The organism is Nostoc sp. PA-18-2419, assembly GCF_005869855.1.
In the GTDB taxonomy this organism is placed as follows: domain Bacteria; phylum Cyanobacteriota; class Cyanobacteriia; order Cyanobacteriales; family Nostocaceae; genus Nostoc.
This window is the reverse complement of record NZ_SZNH01000003.1, coordinates 155,452-176,918: the sequence shown is the minus strand read 5'-3', so window position 1 is coordinate 176,918 and position 21,467 is coordinate 155,452. Positions and strand designations below refer to the sequence as shown.

At 41.5% G+C, this 21,467-nt stretch carries 22 protein-coding genes; 11 read left to right on the top strand and 11 right to left on the bottom strand.

Annotation, left to right across the window (positions count from 1 at the left end; translation table 11 throughout):
- Window positions 1–1,140: 1,140 nt before the first annotated feature.
- Window positions 1,141–2,145 (top strand): (S)-8-amino-7-oxononanoate synthase BioU, encoded by a 1,005-nt coding sequence (bioU, locus tag FCR06_RS04565; RefSeq protein ID WP_138497659.1) that lies wholly within the window; start codon window positions 1,141–1,143, stop codon window positions 2,143–2,145.
- A 99-nt stretch (window positions 2,146–2,244) separates the two neighbouring features.
- Here bioU and FCR06_RS04560 read toward each other — a convergent pair whose 3' ends face one another.
- The 4 genes from FCR06_RS04560 to FCR06_RS04545 all read right to left on the bottom strand — a co-directional run bounded on the left by FCR06_RS04560 (window position 2,245) and on the right by FCR06_RS04545 (window position 7,640).
- Entirely contained in the window at window positions 2,245–2,805 is a 561-nt protein-coding gene (locus FCR06_RS04560; RefSeq protein WP_138497658.1) for a hypothetical protein, read from the bottom strand.
- A 128-nt stretch (window positions 2,806–2,933) separates the two neighbouring features.
- Window positions 2,934–4,157, bottom strand: coding sequence for a type II secretion system F family protein (locus FCR06_RS04555; protein ID WP_138497657.1), 1,224 nt, complete (start codon window positions 4,155–4,157; stop codon window positions 2,934–2,936).
- A gap of 235 nt (window positions 4,158–4,392) precedes the next feature.
- Window positions 4,393–5,526: a type IV pilus twitching motility protein PilT gene (locus FCR06_RS04550; RefSeq protein ID WP_138497656.1), complete on the bottom strand. Its 1,134-nt coding sequence runs from the start codon at window positions 5,524–5,526 to the stop codon at window positions 4,393–4,395.
- 107 nt (window positions 5,527–5,633) lie between these two features.
- Window positions 5,634–7,640, bottom strand: coding sequence for a GspE/PulE family protein (locus FCR06_RS04545; RefSeq protein ID WP_138497655.1), 2,007 nt, complete (start codon window positions 7,638–7,640; stop codon window positions 5,634–5,636).
- A 551-nt stretch (window positions 7,641–8,191) separates the two neighbouring features.
- On the opposite strand from FCR06_RS04545, the gene grpE reads away from it, so the two are divergent.
- The 9 genes from grpE (at window position 8,192) to FCR06_RS04505 (ending at window position 16,895) form a co-directional block, all read left to right on the top strand.
- Entirely contained in the window at window positions 8,192–8,941 is a 750-nt protein-coding gene (gene grpE / locus FCR06_RS04540) for a nucleotide exchange factor GrpE (protein WP_138497654.1), read from the top strand.
- A 253-nt stretch (window positions 8,942–9,194) separates the two neighbouring features.
- The gene (gene dnaK / locus FCR06_RS04535) at window positions 9,195–11,153 is read left to right on the top strand and encodes a molecular chaperone DnaK (protein ID WP_138497854.1); all 1,959 of its coding nucleotides are present in this window, start codon (window positions 9,195–9,197) and stop codon (window positions 11,151–11,153) included.
- Between the two features lie 610 nt (window positions 11,154–11,763).
- Window positions 11,764–12,894, top strand: a complete 1,131-nt coding sequence (gene dnaJ, locus FCR06_RS04530; protein ID WP_138497653.1) for a molecular chaperone DnaJ — start codon at window positions 11,764–11,766, stop codon at window positions 12,892–12,894.
- Window positions 12,891–13,151, top strand: coding sequence for a sulfurtransferase TusA family protein (locus tag FCR06_RS04525; RefSeq protein ID WP_411267981.1), 261 nt, complete (start codon window positions 12,891–12,893; stop codon window positions 13,149–13,151). Before dnaJ ends, FCR06_RS04525 begins: the two co-directional genes overlap by 4 nt.
- On the top strand, window positions 13,148–14,242 hold the full coding sequence (gene rsgA, locus FCR06_RS04520) for a small ribosomal subunit biogenesis GTPase RsgA (RefSeq protein ID WP_138497652.1): 1,095 nt from the start codon (window positions 13,148–13,150) through the stop codon (window positions 14,240–14,242). Before FCR06_RS04525 ends, rsgA begins: the two co-directional genes overlap by 4 nt.
- Before the next feature lie 50 nt (window positions 14,243–14,292).
- Window positions 14,293–14,547, top strand: coding sequence for a hypothetical protein (locus tag FCR06_RS34565; protein ID WP_317616798.1), 255 nt, complete (start codon window positions 14,293–14,295; stop codon window positions 14,545–14,547).
- Window positions 14,548–14,577: 30 nt separating this feature from the next.
- On the top strand, window positions 14,578–15,009 hold the full coding sequence (locus tag FCR06_RS34560) for a Uma2 family endonuclease (RefSeq protein WP_317616799.1): 432 nt from the start codon (window positions 14,578–14,580) through the stop codon (window positions 15,007–15,009).
- 44 nt (window positions 15,010–15,053) lie between these two features.
- Window positions 15,054–15,179 (top strand): hypothetical protein, encoded by a 126-nt coding sequence (locus FCR06_RS04510; RefSeq protein ID WP_411267980.1) that lies wholly within the window; start codon window positions 15,054–15,056, stop codon window positions 15,177–15,179.
- A 126-nt stretch (window positions 15,180–15,305) separates the two neighbouring features.
- Window positions 15,306–16,895 carry a glycoside hydrolase family 57 protein gene (locus FCR06_RS04505; RefSeq protein WP_138497651.1) on the top strand — a complete coding sequence of 530 codons (1,590 nt, stop codon included), beginning with the start codon at window positions 15,306–15,308 and terminating at the stop codon, window positions 16,893–16,895.
- Window positions 16,896–17,119: 224 nt separating this feature from the next.
- On the opposite strand, the gene FCR06_RS32405 is transcribed toward FCR06_RS04505, so the two are convergent.
- The 6 genes from FCR06_RS32405 to petC form a co-directional block, all read right to left on the bottom strand.
- Window positions 17,120–17,272, bottom strand: coding sequence for a hypothetical protein (locus tag FCR06_RS32405; protein ID WP_189523321.1), 153 nt, complete (start codon window positions 17,270–17,272; stop codon window positions 17,120–17,122).
- Window positions 17,273–17,349: 77 nt separating this feature from the next.
- Window positions 17,350–17,709, bottom strand: a complete 360-nt coding sequence (locus FCR06_RS04495; RefSeq protein ID WP_138497650.1) for a cupin domain-containing protein — start codon at window positions 17,707–17,709, stop codon at window positions 17,350–17,352.
- A 55-nt stretch (window positions 17,710–17,764) separates the two neighbouring features.
- A complete protein-coding gene (locus tag FCR06_RS04490) occupies window positions 17,765–18,223 on the bottom strand; it encodes a type II toxin-antitoxin system YhaV family toxin (RefSeq protein ID WP_138497649.1) in 459 nt (152 codons plus the stop codon).
- Window positions 18,223–18,543, bottom strand: coding sequence for a hypothetical protein (locus FCR06_RS04485; RefSeq protein WP_138497648.1), 321 nt, complete (start codon window positions 18,541–18,543; stop codon window positions 18,223–18,225). The genes FCR06_RS04490 and FCR06_RS04485 overlap by 1 nt, the downstream gene beginning before the upstream one ends.
- A gap of 294 nt (window positions 18,544–18,837) precedes the next feature.
- Window positions 18,838–19,839, bottom strand: coding sequence for a cytochrome f (gene petA / locus FCR06_RS04480; protein ID WP_138497647.1), 1,002 nt, complete (start codon window positions 19,837–19,839; stop codon window positions 18,838–18,840).
- A 71-nt stretch (window positions 19,840–19,910) separates the two neighbouring features.
- Entirely contained in the window at window positions 19,911–20,450 is a 540-nt protein-coding gene (gene petC / locus FCR06_RS04475) for a cytochrome b6-f complex iron-sulfur subunit (RefSeq protein ID WP_138497646.1), read from the bottom strand.
- A gap of 229 nt (window positions 20,451–20,679) precedes the next feature.
- On the opposite strand from petC, the gene FCR06_RS04470 reads away from it, so the two are divergent.
- Window positions 20,680–20,988 carry a DUF3067 family protein gene (locus FCR06_RS04470; RefSeq protein WP_138497645.1) on the top strand — a complete coding sequence of 103 codons (309 nt, stop codon included), beginning with the start codon at window positions 20,680–20,682 and terminating at the stop codon, window positions 20,986–20,988.
- Window positions 20,989–21,066: 78 nt separating this feature from the next.
- Here FCR06_RS04470 and FCR06_RS04465 read toward each other — a convergent pair whose 3' ends face one another.
- Window positions 21,067–21,402 carry a tRNA-binding protein gene (locus tag FCR06_RS04465; RefSeq protein WP_138497644.1) on the bottom strand — a complete coding sequence of 112 codons (336 nt, stop codon included), beginning with the start codon at window positions 21,400–21,402 and terminating at the stop codon, window positions 21,067–21,069.
- Between the last annotated feature and the right edge of the window lie 65 nt (window positions 21,403–21,467).

Here is a 21,467-nt window from a genome sequence, read left to right as displayed (position 1 = left end):
AACTGAGTTTGCTATGCAAGCGGCAAAAGTCCTAAATATAAGCATTAGAGACAGTATAACTAGCCAGATAAGTTACAAAAGTATAATTTTTATTATAAAAGTTTATCATTTACATTAACTTTGCTGATAAGTGAGGTGAAATTCAGCTTAGTGTAACCTAACAGCAAAATGGTAAAGTGTGCGATCGCAGCTTAAAACCTTTTGATTGTGGTTAGTTGCAAATCGACACTAGTCAAAATCAGCACCAAAAAGTGTTTATAGATATCTGCCGGATTAAAATTTTAAGTATTATTCAGCAAACATTTCAGCTAATGTGTCGAAAAGATGCATTATTGCTCTAACGTGAGACTGTCGTGAAGTTGCGCTTTGAAGTGCGTTGTCTAGTCGATGATGGTAAATGCGTGAGTAGAAGTCGGCAATATCTGTAACGGCGACAAATTCTATGCTCTCGTCTTTTAGCAAAAATTGTGTTTGTTCTATAAAAGTTCTGTAACTAAATGTTGGCGTTAAAAAGCTGTCCATTTAAATCGGCTGCAAAGCGATATGAGAACACTAAGTTTTGATTGATAGGAACTCGAAAAGCTTTAATATCAGAGGCAATTTCTCTGACAGTAGCAGCAAATATAATGAAATCAAGTGGATCTAGCTGTGTAATAACTCTGAAGCCATATTTAGCTTTTGGTGAGAGTAAAGTTCTATGTGGACGAACTTGCCATTCAAGAATATTCTGTTGTTCTAATCATGAACGTAGAGATTGCCAGTCATGCTGTATCGCTGCATACTCAAATGGAAGTGGAAAAACATCAGTATTACCATATCTTAGTGCATGTTCTAAAGCCCAGTTAAAGCTATTCGCCTGGAGGGTCAGCATATATAAATTAAATAGAACAATTATATGAATTTTAGCTGTATAAACATTTAAACGTAATTTAATAACAGTATTTGGCGCAAATCCTGTATCAAGATTGGCACAGGCCTAAATTCACAACCAAGACTTTCTGCTAAAAAAATGCATTGGTCAGCCGAAGAACCAACGATAATAAAGCATAATTAACCTCTATAGCTTTTAGCCATCAGCCACAAGGCGAAATCTAAGACGGTAAGTACTGAAAGCTGTTAACTCAACTCAACAAATTGACTATGAATACAGAACAGGCGAACAAAACAATCCGCGTAGGAGTACTAGGGTTTGGCGGACTTGGACAAGCCGCCGCCAAGCTACTTGCTGGTAAACGCGAAATGATTTTAGTCGCAGCAGCAGATCAAAAAGGCTACGCTTACACTGCTGAAGGTTTGAATACTCAAGAATGTATCGCCACCTATCAGTCTCAAGGTTCAGTAGGTTATTTAGAGCCAGTTGGGACATTAAGCAATAACAGTATTCAAGATTTAATCGCTACCAGTCAGCCTGTAGATGGGTATTTTCTCGCATTACCCAACTTACCAAATGATTTTATTTCCTTTGTTGCCAAGCAATTTATCGAATCTGGTTGGCAGGGTGTGCTAGTGGATGCAATTAAGCGCACCAGTGCTGTAGAACAATTACTGGCGATGAAAGATGAACTGGAAGCTGCCGGAATTACTTACATGACAGGATGCGGTGCTACGCCTGGACTGTTAACTGCCGCGGCCGCTTTAGCCGCCCAAAGCTATGCCGAAGTTCACAACGTAGAAATTACCTTTGGTGTAGGAATTGCCAACTGGGAGGCTTACCGCGCCACCATCCGCGAAGATATCGGACATATGCCTGGTTACACAGTGGAAACTGCTAGGGCGATGACTGATGGAGAGGTAGAAGCACTATTAGATAAAACCAATGGCGTGCTGACCTTAGAGAATATGGAACACGCCGATGATGTAATGTTAGAGGTAGCTGGGATAGTGGGGCGCGATCGCGTTACTGTTGGTGGTGTAGTCGATACTCGCAATCCTAAAAAGCCCCTCAGCACTAACGTTAAGGTAACAGGACGCACTTTTGAAGGTAAAATTTCCACTCATACCTTCACTTTAGGAGATGAAACCAGTATGGCAGCCAATGTCTGCGGCCCTGCTTTCGGCTATCTCAAAGCTGGTAGACAATTGCACCAACGTGGCATCTATGGAATATTTACCGCTGCGGAAATTATGCCCCAATTTGTGAAGTAATAAGTAGAGACGCGATTAATCGTGTCTTTACAAAACTAAAAAGGCAAAATAAAAAATAAATTCTTTCTTTTGCCTTTCTACTTTTACCTTTTGCTTTGATTAAGCTGGTGGAATTTCCGGAGAAAAAGTGTCTGTATAATTCTCTTCAATTAAAAAATTTGATGTTTCTATAATAAATGGAAGTTCTGCTCCTACAAGACCTCGCTGGATGCGTTCTGATGTTTCATGAAAAACTATAAATAAAGGATATATACTATTAGCTCCTTCACTTAAAATATGGCTGTGAGGGAGAGGCATCAACCATTCATAATCATTGTCTAAAAAAACTTGGGATTGTCGCCAACGTCCTAACAAATCAGAAAAGTCTTCATGGGGACGATGAATAAAAATTAAAATCTCTACTCCAGTTTTGATTTTCCATTCTGGATCGCACATCAAAAGTGCTACATCACAGGGTAAACAAATTGCTTGTAGTTCTTTTGTAGCAGTTTTACGAAGACGAACAATTGGTAAAGGAATAGCAATCACACTATCATCTGGACGGCGCAGACTGGGAATCATCTCCAAGTATGGACGGTGTTGTTTTAGTAAGGCGATCGCAGCCAGATGATTACTGTACTCTGCTAAGCTTGCTTCGTAGTCAGATTTTTGGACAGTCATAGTTTATTAAATAGTAAGTAGTTAAAAGTTAGCAGTTAAAAAATAAGTTTCTAAGTTAGAAATTAAAAATGAGAAATAAAGAGTTTCAAATATTAACTCATAACTATTAACTCCTAACTCTTAATTCCCTATCCCAATTTTTCAAATACCTTAAACATTGGTAAATACATTGCCAGCAAAATTGTACCAACCATCCCCCCTAAAACCAAAATCATAATTGGTTCCAAAACACTGGTAAGTGCTTTTACTGCTTGCTCAACCTCATCTTCATAAAAATCGGCAACTTTCATCAACATTCCATCTAATTCTCCTGTTTCTTCGCCAATACTAATCATTTGAATTGCCATAGCTGGAAAAACGTTATCTTTTTGTAAAGCAATGCTAATCATACCTCCTTGTTGAATTTCTATACGGGCTGCATCTATAGCATTAGCAATTATTTGGTTTCCTGATGTATCTCGGACAATTTCCAAGCAAGTTAAAATTGGTACACCTGAACGAGTCAAAGACCCAAAAGTCCTGCTAAAGCGCGCAACCGAAGATTTTTGAATTAAGTCACCAAATAACGGCATCTTCAAGGAAAGGCGATCAATTGTTTGGCGGCCAACAGGAGTTTTAGAGTATTTTGAATAGGCAATTTTGAATCCTATAAGAGCACCTATAAGAATGAAAACCTTTGGACTTCTCAAAAATAAACTAGCATCCATCAAGAATTGCGTTAGAGGTGGTAATTCAGTTCCAATTTGGACAAAAATCGTGGCAAAAATCGGAATAAGAAAAATAGTCATACCGAGAAAGATAGCAACTGCTATAAAACCCACGACTGTTGGATAAGATAAAGCTGATTTAATTTGGTTTTGTAAGCGGGCAACATCTTCTAATAACTTGGCTAAGCGATTTAATACTTCGTCTAAAACACCACCAACTTCACCAGCTTGAATCATACTTACATATAATCCATCAAAGCATTCAGGATGCTTCCGCATTGACTCTGAAAGATTCGTTCCGCTTTGAACATCGTTACTAATGTCCATAAGAGCTTGTTTAAGTTTAGGATTACTACACTGTTCAGAAAGCACTCCCAAACTTCTAACAATCGCAACTCCAGCATTCATTAAAACGGCAAATTGACGAGAAAAAACGGCTTTGTCTTTAACAGACACCTTTACTAAGGAATTCTGAAATTTTTTTAAGTTAAAATTTGCCTGAAATCCTTGAAACTGTTTGAGTTCTTGGACTACAAAGCCTTGGTCTCTGAGATTAGTACGAGCTTGGCTCAAGGATTGAGCAACAATTTTTTCTGTTCGAGATTTTCCTTGTGAGTCCCGAACACGGGCAACGTAGGTTGGCATAAATCAATTCAAAATAGTTGTTAGTCATTGGGTATTGGAAAAAGTATAAGGATACAAGGGAAAGACTTACTAAGCTGTTTTTGCATTTAAGGCAGCACATTTTTTTGTCTTGATTGCTGACGGTTTACATTCAACAGACACCAGCCAATGAACTTAGGAAGTGATTGTCAAATTTCAAGACCTAATAGTTTATAACTTCCCTCTGCTACTCATCTTCCCAATCTCTCCCATGCATCTAATGCGCTTTAGCAGCCCCATTTGCTCCAAGTTTTGCACCTGCTGCCTGCGGTGGTGTAGAACCACCAATGAGACGTTGAATTTCGTCTGGCTTGGAAGTCTTAGACATTGCTGCTTCAAAGGAGATCGTTCCTGCTTTGTAATAGTCGGCTAAAACCTTCTCCAGAGTTTGCATCCCCAATTTGCCACCAGTCTGAATAGCTGAGTAAATTTGCGATGTTTTACCTTCTCGAATTAAGTTAGAAATAGCGGGAGTAACAATCAAAATTTCTTGAGCCATCACCCGACCGTATTCACCGGGTTTGGGATTTTTCTTAGATACTAATGTTTGGCTAAATACTGCTACTAAAGAGTTTGATAATTGCACCCGCACTTGGGTTTGTCTTTCATGGGGAAAAACGTCGATAATCCGGTCAACAGTCTGTGCAGCTGAACTAGTGTGTAGCGTACCAAATACCAAGTGTCCTGTTTCGGCAGCAGAAATCGCCAAAGAAATTGTTTCTAAATCGCGCATTTCCCCTACAAGAATAATATCTGGATCTTCCCGCAAAGCTGCTTTCAAAGCATTAGCAAAACTCTTAGTATCTTCGCCCAATTGTCGTTGGTGAACTAAGCTTTTAATTGGTTCGTAAACAAATTCAATTGGGTCTTCTACTGTTAAAATATGCTCTGCCTTAGTGCGATTAATTAAGTCAATCATTGCCGCTAAGGTTGTTGTTTTCCCCGAACCTGTGGGACCTGTCACCAGAATTAGTCCTCTGGGCTTATCAGACATTTCCCGTACTACATCCGGCAGACCTAATTTTTCAAAGTTAGGAATTTTAGAACTTAATGCCCGTAAGCAAGCAGCATAAGCACCACGCTCTTTGTAGACATTCACCCGAAAGCGAGCCAAACCTTTTACACCATAAGAACAATCTAACTCCCACGTCTGCTCTAAAGTTTTACGCTGGGTGTTGTTGAGCATACTAAAAATCAGCCTTTGACACTGATCTGCCGTCAAGATATGCTCACCTATAGGAGTGAGTTTGCCACTGATACGGAAATAGGGAGGTAAGCCTGCGGATAAATGCAGGTCTGAGCCTCCCATTTCAATCATTTGCTCCATCAAGTCTTCAATCATCATTTCCATAGTTCTGTTTCCCTATAATGTTTGTTATTTGTGCTTCGTCATTTGTCAGTTGTTTTAAATTATTAGGCACTAACCGATGACCAACGGCCAGTAACCAATGGCTAATCTTAAAAACGAGGTGTTAGACAGTAGGGACAATCTAGCCATTCTGGTTTCAATGTGGCACCACAAGTCCGGCAGGTAAGACCAGTTTTGCGTTTGGCTTTTAACTCTGCTTCCAAACCCGTATCAGTAAAGGTCACCCGTTCTACTTCTTCAAGGGTGGTGGCACCTTGGCGCACTAGGTCTAGACTGTAAGCCAACAAGGTTTTCATGCCCTCTTCCACCGCGACTTCTTTGATCCGTTCCGTAGGTGCTTCTTCGTTGATCAGGGTTTGTAGGTTTTCGGTAACTCGCATAACTTCATAAACACCACAACGCCCTTTGTAGCCGACGCCATTACATGTTGAGCAAAGATGATTTTTGCTTTTGGCTTCAGCGATCGCTTCTAATGTCAAAGTGTTGGCTTTATAGAAGGTTACCCCTACATCTTGGGAAGCTGATAGACCGTAGCGAGCTAGTTCCTCAGTAGTAGGAGTGTAAGGAATTCGACATTCAGAACATACCTGCCGCACCAGACGTTGAGCCAAAACGCCAATCAAAGAACTAGAAACCATGAAAGGCTCAATTCCCATTTCTCCCAAACGAGCGATCGCTCCTGGGGCATCATTGGTATGTAAGGTAGTTAATACTAAGTGACCAGTTAAGGCAGCCTCAATTGCTGTTTTTGCCGTTTCTTTGTCCCGGGTTTCACCCACTAATAGCACATCTGGATCTTGTCGCAAGAAAGCCCGCAAAGCCGTAGCAAAATCCAACCCTTTTTCTCGAATCACCTGAACTTGGGTAATCCCCGGAAGACTATATTCGATTGGGTCTTCTACAGTGCTAATATTAATTCCGGGATCATTCTTTTCTGCTAGTGCCGAATACAGCGAGGTTGTTTTACCCGAACCAGTTGGCCCTGTTACCAAAATCAGACCAAAGGGACGGCTAACCATATCCTGGACAATATGCAAAGTTTCCGGATCGGTAATTAACTTATTTAATCCGAGTTGGGTGGAAGAATTATCCAAAATCCGCAGTACCACCTTTTCCCCGTAACGACTGGGTAAAGTATTTACACGGAAGTCTACCTTACGCCCCTCAAACATCCGGCGGATGCGTCCATCTTGGGGTAGACGCCTCTCGGCAATATCTAGATTGGAGATGATTTTAAACCGAGCTGTCACCGCTGGGATAATTTTTTTCGGCATTACTGGGAAAGCTTCACGCAGCACTCCATCTTTACGGAAGCGAATGCGTAAGTTTTCTTCTTGTGGTTCAACATGAATGTCAGAAACCTTCTCATGTAAAGCTTTAGCCAAAACTCTGTTGACTAAGTTGATTACTGGCGCATCCTCTGCACCTTTCATCGCTGCCCCTAAATCAGCCTCCATCTCATCAGGAGCATCCTCAAGATCGAGATTTCCGAGATTTTCTAAATCCTGATTAATATCTGTAAATTTTTCTTGTTCTAAGTGCTTTTGCCGCACAGCCAGATCGTCCAAATATTGGTTGATTAGCTGCTGGTAGTCTTCTTGTGTAATCACCATGCGCTGCAATGCCAAACCTTGGGGGCGCAAGATCCGATTGAGGTCATCGCAAGCCTCCAGATTATCCGGAGCAACCATTGCCACTAAAACTGAAGGTGGGGTTTGGTCTTCGTGTTTCGACAGTGGCACCAAACGATGGCGACGGCAAATATCGACTGGAATCAGGGTATCAATCAGGTTCCCCACCATCGTGTTGCCAAAGGAGTTGACTTCTGGATCGAGAAATTCAACACCGTAGAGTATTTTTAATTCAAATAGCTGCTGTTTTTTATATTGCCTAAGCAACTCAGGTGATAGCTGTTGTCCAGTAATTGATTCTAGTACTTCCGTTAAGGGTCTACCGGACTTGCGGCTTTCGATTAATGCCTGCCTCATCTGTTCGCTATTAACATAGCCAGATTGCACTAGCTTGTTGCCAAAGGGCGAAAACTCTGTTCTAGTAGTTAGAGCGGTACTGCGCCGTTGTGGTGACGAGTAAGTCATAAAGGGAGCAATTGATTTGGGGAAACCTCTGCTTAAAGTATTCCCAGCATGTGACACAGAACTCTCATCGCTCAAAAAGTCCTAAGTGTCCAGTAAAAAAATCAATAGTCATCAGTCATCAACTTCAAATGGAATAATTTATTTGTTGGAGTTGCTTGAGTGCATAGTGTCTACACTGGAAGTTAATGCTCAGACTTGTGTTTTTATCTCCTTGTCCCCTTTGATGACTCAACTACTTAACACTTTTGAAGGAATGACAATATTGGATAAATCGTTAAATTTTAAGTAATAACATGAATAAGATGAGGGGCAAATTAGATTCAGACGCCACTCTTGCAAAATACTTACTCATAGAGTTACGCTACTCGTTCGGGTTACCGCACTAGGAGCATCTCAACTAGCGTGTTCACCATTTGTCACAATAAGATGACGATGACATCACTCCAGGAACTTGTAGGCAATAAAATCAGCCTCAGTTGCAAGTCGTGAATGACAACAATAGCAAGGTATGGAGATTTAATGCCATAAAAAGTATCTGGAATCAGTAGACAATGATGGATGAAAATAAACAGATAAACAATACAAGCCAGCAATTGGGTGAACCAACAGAGGTAAAGCAAGCAATGAAGAGCGACTCCCCAGCCCAAATCAATTCCAATGAATCTGGTAGCGAAGTTACTGAGCAAGTGGCAGCCCAAACCAATGTAACGGCTGATACTGCTACTTTTAATCAAGAATATGGCGTCGCTGCAACCGAGAAAACTCAACTAGAAACCGCAGCTTTGGCACAACTGACTCAACAAATCGAGTCTCTCAAAGTGCAATTAGAAGAGCGTAGTACTCAATATATGCGGATTGCCGCTGATTTTGAAAATTACCGCAAACGCACTAGCAAAGAAAAAGAAGAGCTAGAGGTGCAGATGAGACGGAATACAATTCTGGAATTGCTGCCAGTGGTCGATAATTTTGAGCGGGCGCGATCGCACCTCAAACCACAATCCGATGGCGAAATGACGATTCATAAAAGTTATCAAGGTGTTTATAAACAATTAGTAGATACCCTCAAGCGTTTGGGTGTATCACCCATGCGTCCTGAAGGTCAACAATTCGATCCCAACCTGCACGAAGCAGTAATGCGGGAACCTACGGATGAACATCCTGAAGGAACAGTGTTAGAAGAGTTAGTGCGCGGATATTACTTGGGCGAGCGCGTACTACGCCATGCAATGGTCAAAGTAGCTGCTCCCAAGGAAGATACACCTGCTGCACCAGACGATCGGTCGAGTCCAGCTAACAGTTAAACTGTAATCGCTCGCCTCGCTGACCAAAAGTGCCTGGGCTGTAGCAGGGGCGAGCATCGTTACTGAGTATTGGGAAGATGAAGGAGATGGGAGATGGGGAGATAGGGAGAAAATTTCACCTTACCACCCCATACTCCTAATGCCCTTCCCCCTATTTCTAGATGCTGAAGTTTTGAGATAGCCTTGGTTGTCACAACAAAAGTTAGTCCGCGAGAAATTACAGCAGAAAGACTCAGTAAAAATACTGGTAAATATGGGAAAAGTTATTGGGATCGACTTAGGCACTACTAACAGTTGCGTCGCAGTTTTGGAGGGTGGTCAACCACTTGTAATCTCTAACTCTGAAGGTGGACGAACTACTCCAAGTATTGTGGGATTTGGCAAAGGTGGCGATCGCTTGGTTGGTCAACTGGCAAAGCGCCAAGCCGTAACCAATGCAGAAAATACAATTTATAGTATTAAACGATTTATCGGTCGGCGTTGGGAAGACACTGAAGTAGAACGCGATCGCGTGCCTTACAACTGTGTCAAAGGTCGAGATGATACGGTTGATGTGCAAATTCGCTCAAAAAATTTCACACCACAAGAAATATCTGCCATGATCCTGCAAAAGCTCAAGCAGGATGCAGAAAACTTCTTGGGCGAAACTGTCACTCAGGCAGTGATTACCGTACCAGCATATTTTACAGATGCCCAAAGACAAGCAACTAAAGATGCTGGCACGATTGCTGGACTGGAAGTCCTGCGAATTATCAATGAGCCAACGGCTGCGGCTTTAGCTTTCGGATTAGATAAACAAGAGCAAGAGCAGTTAATTTTGGTCTTCGACTTGGGAGGGGGCACTTTTGACGTGTCGATTCTGCAACTTGGGGATGGGGTTTTTGAAGTTAAAGCAACTTGTGGTAACAACCATTTGGGTGGAGATGACTTTGATAATGCGATCGTGCGTTGGATGATGGAACGCTTCCTCCAACAAGAAAAAATCGACCTTTCCCAAGATAAGATGGCACTCCAACGTCTGCGGGAAGCAGCGGAAAAGGCAAAAATTGAACTCTCCACTATGGTGAATACCTCCATTAATTTGCCGTTTATCACCGCTGATGACACTGGCCCCAAGCATCTGGAGATGGAAGTGAGCCGCTCTAAATTTGAAGAACTTTCAGGGCAACTAATCGAAGCTACCATCGAACCGATGATCCAAGCCCTCAAAGACGCAGATCTCAAACCACAAAACATAAATCGGATTATTTTGGTAGGTGGTTCTACCCGAATTCCCGCAGTCCAAAACGCGCTGATCAAGTTTTTCAATGGCAAAGCTCCTGATCGCTCTGTGAATCCTGACGAAGCTGTAGCATTAGGAGCTGCTATTCAAGCAGGAGTTTTGGGTGGCGAAGTTGATAATCTGTTGCTATTAGATGTCACTCCCTTATCTTTAGGAATTGAAACCTTGGGTGAAGTATTCACCAAAATTATTGAACGCAACACCACAATTCCTACTAGTAAGTCACAAATATTTTCCACCGCAGTTGATGGACAAACCTCGGTAGAAATTCACGTCCTTCAAGGGGAACGCGCAATGGCACGAGATAACAAAAGTCTCGGCAAGTTTCTCTTGGCAGGAATTCCCCCATCACCCCGGGGTGTACCGCAAATTGAAGTATCTTTTGAAATTGATGTCAACGGTATCCTCAAGGTTTCTGCTCAAGACAAAGGTACAGGCAGAGAACAAAGCATCAGGATTACCAATACAGGTGGTTTGAGTACTAATGAAGTCGAACGGATGCGCCAAGAGGCGGAATTATTTGCTGAAGAAGACACAAGACGTAAAGAACTGGTTGAACTTAGAAACCAAGCAGATAATTTGTTGTTCAGTTATGAATCCACTATCAAAGATAATGGCAACTTTATTGGCGATCGGATGAAAACTTTGGCTAGTGAAAAAGTTGCACAACTCCAAGCTGCAATGACTGACTCTAGCATCTCCACAGCAGAATTTAAGCAGCGCTTGGATGACTTCCAACAAACTCTGTTTGCAATTGGTGCCGATGTCTACAACCGTGCGAACAGCCAAACAGATGAAATTGACGAGGTTTCAACGAGTTTGTTTACTCCAGAAGTAGACTCGCCGATGAATGGCACACTCATACCGCAATTCAACTTTGATTTTGATGAAGAAAGTACCGCACAAGCTGATTATGAAGCGATAGATTAGGGACTGGGGACTAGGAATTGAGGATTGAAGATTGGGTATAATTTAGCCCCTAATCCCTATTCCCCAATCCCTAATTTAGAGATTTTTCTTAAAAGACTTTAATATATCTAAATATATTGATACTAAATTTAGCAAAGTTTCACAAAACCTCAGCAGTTTGCTAGATTGTAGAAGCAAATTACTGTGGGCTAGGTGTGCTAGTTGAAATGCGATCCAAAGCAGATGGGTGGTTTTCCACACCTGATGGTGCGGCTAGCCCCTCTGGTTGATGGGCGGGGTTTTCCTCTCCTACGTAGCACAATTGAAAAAGAGACAGCTAACTCGGGGGTGAGAAGTCTGAGCAGAGGTTCGCTCTGTTTGTAACTATTTTTGTAACTTTCGTTCCCTCCCACGAGTAAAGCACTTGTTGCTCAAGTTTGTCGGTGATTTTTGTAAAAGGTAAAGGGTAAAATCAATTATTAACAAAAGTTAATTCTATCTTCTGCCTGTCCTCCAGCAAGCGACCCTCTTAAGGACGCTTTGTAAGTAAAACGCCTTGTTTGTGGGGTATAAGTAACCTTAACGTTCTACTGCCTCCTGCTTTGTTCCTTCTAACTTTTACCTTTGCTATATGGCCCGCGACTATTATGAAATTTTGGGTGTCTCTCGTGACGCCGACAAAGAAGAAATCAAACAAGCTTATCGCCGTTTAGCCCGGAAGTATCACCCAGATGTGAACAAAGAGCCGGGTGCGGAGGAGCGCTTTAAAGAAATTAATCGTGCTTATGAAGTACTTTCAGAACCAGAAACCCGCGCTCGTTATGATCGCTTTGGTCCAGAGGGTGTCTCAGGAACTGGTGTAGGCTTCCAAGATATTGGTGACATGGGTGGCTTTGCCGATATCTTTGAAAGTATTTTTAGTGGTTTTGCTGGGGGCATGGGTGGGCCGACGCAACAACAAAGGCGGCGCAGCGGACCTGCACGAGGCGATGACTTGCGTCTAGACCTAAAGTTAGACTTTCGGGAAGCAGTATTTGGCGGTGAAAAAGAAATCCGCATTTCGCATTTAGAAAATTGTGAAGTTTGTAATGGTTCTGGTGCTAAAGCTGGAACACGTCCGCGTACTTGTTCAACTTGTACCGGTTCGGGTCAAGTCCGCCGTGTTACTAGAACACCCTTTGGCAGTTTTACCCAAGTCTCGACTTGTCCTACCTGTAATGGAACAGGGATGGTAATTGAAGATAAGTGTGATGCGTGTGATGGGAAGGGTGCAAATCAAGTAACAAAGAAACTTAAAATTACTATTCCTGCTGGGGTGGATAATGGCACACGCTTGCGGATTTCTAATGAAGGTGATGCGGGTCAACGCAGTGGTCCGGCCGGGGATTTATACGTTTACTTGTTCGTGAATGAGGACGATGAATTCCAACGAGATGGCATCAATATTCTCTCAGAAATCAAAATTAGCTATTTGCAAGCAATTTTAGGTTGTCGCTTAGAAGTCGATACGGTAGATGGACTGGTGGAACTAATTATTCCTGCCGGAACGCAGCCGAATACTGTGATGAAGTTGGAAAATCGGGGCGTACCCAGATTGGGAAATCCAGTAAGTCGCGGTGATCATATGCTGACAGTTTTAATTGATATTCCCAATAAGGTAACCCCAGAGGAGAGGGAACTGCTGGAGAAGTTGGCTAAAATTAAAGGCGATCGCACTGGTAAAGGCGGTTTAGAAGGATTTTTGGGAAATCTATTTAAATGATCGAGTCCTCTTTTATTTCAACTCCCGATGCTCAACTTGATTTACGCGGCACCCCTTGCCCAATTAATTACGTGCGAACAAAAGTACGTTTAGAGAAAATGCCATTGGGAAGTTTGCTAGAAGTCTGGCTAGATCCAGGAGAGCCAATTGAGCAAGTTCCTGATAGTCTGACAATGGCAGGTTATCATGTAGAACAAATTACAGACTGTGCTAGTTATTTTTCTTTGTTAGTGCGTTGTCCAGTTAGTAACGAATGATCGCGGAAAGTTTTGCCGCAACCGGACAGTTATTAGGTACTGTACTGGCCGTACAGGCTAATTTTTATCGGGTACAACTGGATCGAGAGCAGGGGGAGAAGAGGAAGATGGAAGAGCGAAATCTCCCTCATCCCCCTGTTCTGTTGTGTACTCGCAGAACACGGCTTAAGAAAATCGGACAACTGGTGATGGTAGGCGATTGCGTTGTTGTAGAAGAGCCAGATTGGGCTGGAAGACGGGGAGCGATCGCTGAGGTTTTACCCCGCCAAAGCGAATTAGACCGTCCAGCGATCGCTAATGTCAACCAAATTCTGTTGGTATTTGCTGTCGCCGATCCTCCTTTGGAACCTTATCAATTGAGTCGGTTTTTGGTTAAGGCTGAGTCTACTAGCTTGGATGTGCTTTTATGCTTGAATAAAAGTGATTTAATTTCACAACACGAACAACAGCTTCTTAGCGATCGCTTAGGTGGTTGGGGTTATCAACTATTATTTATCAGTCTCAAAAATGGCATCAATATTCACCAAGCAGCTAATTATTTAAGTAATAAAATCACTGTAATTGCTGGGCCTTCTGGTGTAGGCAAATCTAGCCTGATTAATGGGCTAATTCCCAATGCTAACCTGCGAGTAGGAGAGGTTTCTGGCAAATTAGCTCGTGGTCGTCATACCACCCGGCATGTAGAATTATTTGAATTGCCTAGCGGTGGTTTGCTAGCAGATACTCCGGGTTTTAATCAGCCCGACATGGATTGTAACCCAGAAGAATTAGTACATTATTTCCCAGAAGCAAGAGAGCGCTTAGCAGTTGCTAGCTGTCGATTTAGTGATTGTCTTCACCGAGATGAGCCTGAGTGTGCAGTGCGGGGAGACTGGGAACGATACGAACATTATTTAGAATTTTTGGATGCAGCGATCGCTCGTCAAACACAGCTTCACCAACAAGCCGATCCTGAATCCACTCTCAAGTTAAAAACTAAAGCTAAAGGGCAAAGTCAATACGAACCCAAGTTGGAAACTAAAAAGTATCGCCGTGTTTCCCGAAAGACTCAGTTACAGGATTTGCAACAGCTGTATCAAGACGAAGAGTAACACAAGAAGCAGTCACGATAGCATAGAGACAAATTGAAAACCTATCTTGTATGTCTCAGCCCCTTGCCACCACCCCTAGTGTAAAAGATGCCACTGAGAGTATAATTTTTCCTCCAGGCGATATCTACAGTGACGAACCCCCCTTGGAATCTGATTTACACTGCGAACAAATCGATTTACTCATCCGCTTGATCAAGTGGTGGTGGCGCGATCAGGAAAATTTCTATGCTACTGGTAACCTGACTATTTATTTCAGTCCTAACCAAAAAAGTCAGAAGAATTTCGAGGCCCTGATTTCTTTGTAGTCTTAGATGTAGAAAAAAAGACCGCAAAAGCTGGGTTTATGGCAAGAAAACGGCAAATATCCCAACGTGATTATAGAACTGTTATCCGATTCTACAGCCTCGGTTAATAATGGTTTAAAAAAGCAAATATACCAAAATACATTTCGGACTCCAGATTATTTTTGGTTTGACCCAAATAACTCGGAATTACGGGGATTTCACTTAGTTGATGGGCAATATCAAGAAATTGAACTTACTGCCAAAAGCTGGTTATGGAGTCAACAGTTAGGGCTGTATTTAGGAGTTGAATCTGGTAAATTACGCTTTTTTACACCAGATGATCAGTTGGTGATGTTGCCAGAGGAAGAAGCAAACCAGCAGTTACAGCAAACAAACCAGCAACTAGAACAAGAACGTCAACGCACTGAAATATTGGCAGAACGTTTGCGAGCCGCAGGTATTGACCTTGAGCAAATATTCTAAAAAGAAAATTTTATTTCTCAATTAGACATAAAAGATATAGTGTTATGAACCAAACAATATCTGATGAAGTCCGTTGGACAACCTCAGACTTAGAACTACTTGCAACTGAGGACTGTAAGCGCTACGAAATTATTCATGGAGAATTATTTGTGAGTAGAGCGCCTGACTGATGATTTCAACGAACTGCTAGTAATCATTTATTTGGTTACCTGACGATCCCCATAAAGTCTTAAAATATTGTTAATTTCCTACCAAACCCCTCCACCTTCAACTTACAAGTACCACCTAAAATCACTATGGCTATTGGCTATGTCGCGCTTGTCCTCCATGCACATCTGCCCTTCGTTCGTCACCCAGAAAGTGACTATGTGCTTGAGGAAGAATGGCTCTATGAGGCCATTACAGAAACCTACATCCCGTTATTGAAAGTATTTGAAGGCTTAAAGCGAGACGGTATCGACTTTAAAATCACGATGAGTATGACACCACCTTTAGTGTCAATGCTTCGTGACCCCCTGCTGCAAGAACGCTATGACGCTCACTTAGCCAAATTAGAAGAACTTATAGAACTAGAAGTCGAGCATAATGTTCATAATGGGCATATTCGCTATTTAGGTGAACATTACGCCACTGAATTTAACGAAGCGCGTCAAATTTGGGAACAATACGATGGTGACTTGGTAACAGCTTTTAAAAAGTTCCAAGACACGAATAATTTGGAAATTATCACTTGCGGTGCTACCCACGGCTACTTGCCGTTAATGAAAATGTATCCGCAAGCAGTGTGGGCGCAAATTCAAGTAGCCTGCGAACATTACCAGCAAACTTTTGGACAAGCACCCAGGGGTATTTGGTTACCGGAATGCGCTTACTACGAAGGTGTAGAGCGAATGCTAGCTGATGCTGGGTTACGCTACTTCCTCACCGACGGACATGGCATCCTTTATGCCCGTCCCCGGCCGCGCTTTGGGACTTATGCGCCGATTTTTACAGAAACTGGCGTTGCTGTCTTTGGTCGAGATCATGAATCGTCTCAACAAGTATGGTCTTCTGAAGTCGGCTATCCGAGCGCGGCAGAATATCGAGAATTCTACAAAGATTTGGGCTGGGAAGCAGAATATGACTACATCAAGCCATACATTATGCCCAACGGTCAACGAAAAAACACGGGCATTAAATATCACAAAATTACTGGACGTGGCTTAGGGCTGTCAGACAAGGCACTTTACGACCCTTATTGGGCACGGGAAAAGGCAGCAGAACATGCCGCTAATTTTATGTATAACCGAGAGCGACAATCTGAGCATCTCTATGGTATAATGCAGCGTCCGCCGATTATCGTTTCGCCTTATGACGCGGAGTTATTTGGACATTGGTGGTATGAAGGTCCTTGGTTCATTGATTACCTATTCCGCAAATCTTGGTATGACCAAAAAACCTACGCTATGATCCACTTGGCAGATTATTTGCGATCGCATCCAGTACAGCAAGTCTGTCGTCCTTCGCAATCAAGTTGGGGTTTCAAAGGTTTCCACGAGTATTGGTTGAACGAAACAAACGCCTGGATTTATCCGCATTTGCACAAAGCTGCTGAGCGAATGATTGAAATATCCCACCTGGAACCAGAGGATGAATTGCAATGGCGAGGATTAAATCAAGCAGCACGGGAATTATTATTAGCACAATCTTCTGACTGGGCTTTTATTATGCGGACGGGAACAATGGTACCCTATGCAGTTAGACGGACGCGATCGCACCTAATGCGCTTCAATAAGCTCTACGAAGAAGTAAAAATCGGCAAAATTGACAGCGGTTGGCTTGAGAAAGTCGAAGTAATGGATAATATTTTCCCCGAAATCAACTATCGCGTCTACCGTCCCTTGTAGTAGTAAGGTGGGCAATGCCCACCTTATATTAGTAGTGAAGAGTGTTTATTTTATCAATATATAGAGCAAGCCTTAGTCTGTATAAAGGTTTGTCAAATGTTGTCAAATCTGTATAGAGTAGAGTGGGTGTTATTTACCCACCCTAATATCTGTTACAGGCTATCTGGGTCAATATTTAATTCCCGGAGTTTAACAGCTAATCTTTGCACCTTTTCTTCTGTGGCTTATCTTACAACTACTTCATCTTCATGAGTTAAAAGTATTTGGTCTGTAGCTGGATTGTAAAAACGCAATTTTCTATCTTCTAAACACAACTCCAACTCTAAAACTTCGCTGGGTAATAATAATATACCATTTGATAAGTTATTGGTTGGCACTAGAAAATAATTGTGGATATTCAATTGGGGTAAGTGGGATATACTCTATTGAGGCTGTCATGGGCAAATCCTTCAACTCAATTAGGGCTAGATTCAATAATATCGTTCAAAATCCTGTCGCCATGACTGGGAGGTTGAGAAATCACCAAAAATTCCAAATCACAGTAACCTTCGTTGAATATTTGATGAGGAATATTAGGTGGAACTTCTACACCTTGATGTTGAAAAACTACTTGGCGGTAACCATCAATTTCTAAAGTTGCTTTTCCAGATAAAATAAAGAAAAACTGGTGCGATCGCTGGTGATAGTGTTTAGCTTCAAAAGTCCCTTGTGGCATTAGTTCCTGAATTACACTCAAATCTGGGTGCTTAACAAGATGCCAACCATGACAATTGTTACCCCATATATAATGCTCGGCAGTTTCTTTACTAATCATTTTTTTGTACTTCAAGTTTTACTAATTAACTGTATTTAATCGCTGCTTATCTTCATTATTCATTATTAGAATATTCAGACTCACATTCTACAAGCAGATTATCAATACTTTCAGGAAAGTCGCCATTTTCAACTTTTTTTATAAAAACTTGATAACAATCTTTTTTATCGCCTTCCTTCTGAGGAAAGCCTAACCAAAGAATAATAATAATTTTTCGTTTTTTGAATGCTCTAAAAAATAATCTATATCGTTCAGGTAGTCCCATTTTTTTGAGGCGACTATATTTTTGCAAAGGTTTTTGCAATGCAAAGTGACTAGCAAAAGGATCTTGAGGAATTTTTTCTATAATACTGATATTCAATACTTTTAATAATTTGACATCTGAATGTATAATAAATTCTTCTTTAGGTAACTCATTTTTTAAAACACGAACCCTATTACACAATTCTACCCATTGTTCATTAAACAATGGGTAGAAAAAAATTTGCCAATCATTACAACTAAATGCAGCCATTAATCTATAACTACATCAGCTAGTAAATCATCCATCTCATCACTCATTTCTTGGGTATAAGAAACAAGTTTAGAAGGGTTTTGCATAGCATCCTTCATCAAAAAGTCAAGAAAGAGGCTCATCATAATGCTCTCATCTTCATGAACTTCATCAACATTATCAGTTTCTAATCTAACTAAGAACGTGTTATCAGATAGCACTTCAATATAGCCTGAAGCGTTAGCTAAATGAGGATAGTCCTTAGAGAATGCACGAGGTAGACGAAATCCATCTTGATTTCCAACCCTGGCATGAGTCACAGGATAACTTTTTCCAACCATGAGCTAATTCCTCAGTAGAAAGATGTTATGCATTCAAATGTAATACCTATACACCATACATTTGATATGAGAAGTTATATTATTGTTATAACAACTGTTATAACTTACAAATAAACCATAACAGATTCAGCAAAAAGAGACTAAAAGTTAATATAACAATTTCTGATTAAGTACATATACATTTTGAAGCCAATTGCATATCAAGCTTGGAGTCTCATAAACAGACTTAGAACCATAACAGATAAAAAAGACAGGCAAGATGCCTGTCCGAGAAAGAATGATTTAGCAAAGAATTTAGAAATTCATCTCAGCAGCTTGAACTCTCTCAACCTGCTTCTTCTTCAGCACTAGCATAACTTGAGCCATCATCACAAGAGCGATGAATGCAATTAATCCTTTGACTCTGCCGGCGTCTTGCAGTACAATCTCTGTATCTTTTTGACCGAATCCACCAACGTTGGGGTTATTGGTCAAAGCATCACCAGACTTAACAGCTTGTCCTTCAGAAACAATCAACTCTGGGCCTGCGGGAACTGTTTCGACAACAACATCGCCAGACTCAGGTTGAATGTTCACTAGATATTTGACGTTACCATCTTCATCTTCCTCTTTGGCAATTTTGGTAACTGTGCCAGTAACGGAAGCATTGTAAACATTGTTGTTGCTCTTTTGACCAGTAGGATCTACTTGTCCGCGTCCGCGATTACCACCTACATGAACTGAATATTTACCAAAGTGGATATTTTTGTCCGTTGCGGGGTTGGGAGAAAGAACTGGGAAGACAATTTCTTGATACTGTTCGCCAGGTAAAGGACCGACGATGACAACGTTTTCTTTATCTTCGCTGTACGGTTGAAAGTAAGTTTCGCCGACTTCTTCTTTAAGTTCCTCTGAAAGACGGTCTTCAGGAGCAATCTTAAAGCCTTCAGGTAGCATCAGTACAGCACCGACGTTCAAGCCGACTTTAGAACCATCAGCACCAACCTGCTGCACACTCGTATCGTAGGGAATCTTCACTACAGCTTTGAATACAGTGTCAGGTAGCACCGATTGGGGAACTTCGACTTCTGTCGGCTTGGCTGCTAGGTGACAGTTGGCACAAACAATCCGCCCCGTTGGTTCGCGGGGACTTTCAGGATAGGTTTGCTGTGCCCAAAAGGGATAGGCAGCAGCGGATTGGGGAAGGGCTAGGTCGCTGGTGAAGTAAAATGTCACCGTAGCGATCGCTATGAGCAATGTTTTGACAATTGCTTTAGCACTGCGAGTTAAGCTCGCTATTATGAAAGCATTTCTCATCTCAATTAAGGACAATGATTGAATTAGTCATTAGTCATTAGTCATCAGTTCTTGGAGTAAGAACAAAATTATTAAGTCCACCAAGGTGCATCGCCGGTGCGGAAGTCGGTTTCAGTCCAAGGACTCAAGACAATTTTGTCTTCTGCGGTGTTGGTGTGGGCTAAAGCCAAAGACAGTGGTGCTGGACCGCGCACAACCTTACCAGTTGAGTCATACTGAGAACCGTGACAAGGACACTTAAATTTGTTCTCGGCAGCGTTCCAAGGTACGACACAACCTAAGTGCGTGCAAATAGCGTTGATGCCATAATCTTTGATCGCCTCTTTGTTTTCTACCACAATATAGGTAGGGTCACCCTTAAGTCCTTGAACTAGGGTGCGATCGCCTGCATTACGGTTTTCCAGAAATTTACTCAGACTAACATCGTTGCCCAACTCGTCTTTTGCTATGCTTCCACCACCAGCACCACCACTAGCAGGTGGAATAAAGTACTTGACAACGGGATACAATGCACCTAAAGCTACTCCACTGACAGTCCCAAAAGTGAGCAGATTCATGAACTGACGACGCCCCATATCGGGCACGTCTGCTGATTCCGAAAATTGAGCCATAATCTACGCGCTCTTTGTGTATTTTGTTAAGCATTTTGACAGGAGTATTTGCACTTGAGCAACTCTTGTCTAAGTCGAAATGCTAACGCTTACAACGATGCCATACTTCTGTGTTCCAAGATCTATCTAGCATCTTTTCTGTTAGCATTACATTTCTTTATATCCTTATCATACTGGAGTTACGGAACTTAACATCATAACTAAATGTAAAATCTAATTGAGAAAAGCTATGACAGGACAGGAATTACGTCAACTGTTAGTTGAGAAGTGGGGATACTCTTATGATGTCCAGTTCCGGCGGGCACAGGGAAAGATATTTTTGCAAGTGATGTGGAAATACCTGGAGCAAGCTTCTTTTCCCTTAACCGAGGCAGAATACCAAGAGCATCTTGATAGCATTGCTAATTATCTTCATGCTTTGGGTGGAACAACACAAGTACAAGCATTTATCACCCAAACACGCGATCGCCCCCGACTCGGCAAAGCTGTCAGTATTCCTCTAGATTTGGGTGAACGCTCTTCAGAATGGATTTTATAACCTGTTATTACTAAAAGATTAATAAATTTTTTATTTATTACGTTTTTTAAGCTAAAAATTTTTATTAACTAAAATGTGCTAGCTAATTTTCTTACCAACGGATACATCTCTATCTGGCTGAATTAATACAACCTGTCCATCATCTAGAACCACTCCTAAGACTAAAACTTCTGAAATGAAATCAGCAATTTTACGGGGTGGAAAGTTAGTAACAGCTAATATTAATTTGTTGATTAATTCTGTTGGCTGATAAAGCTTTGTAATTTGGGCACTAGATTTTTTAATACCTAAATCGCCAAAATCTATCCATAATTTATAAGCTGGTTTCTTAGCTTTGGGAAATTCTTCAACTTTGATAATTTTGCCAACATGAATCTCGACTTTTTCAAAATCCTCAAAGCTAACTTGTGTCATTTTTTGGTCAAACAATTTGGATTTTAGATTTTAGTAAGAACTGGGATGGAAATTCCTAAGACCAC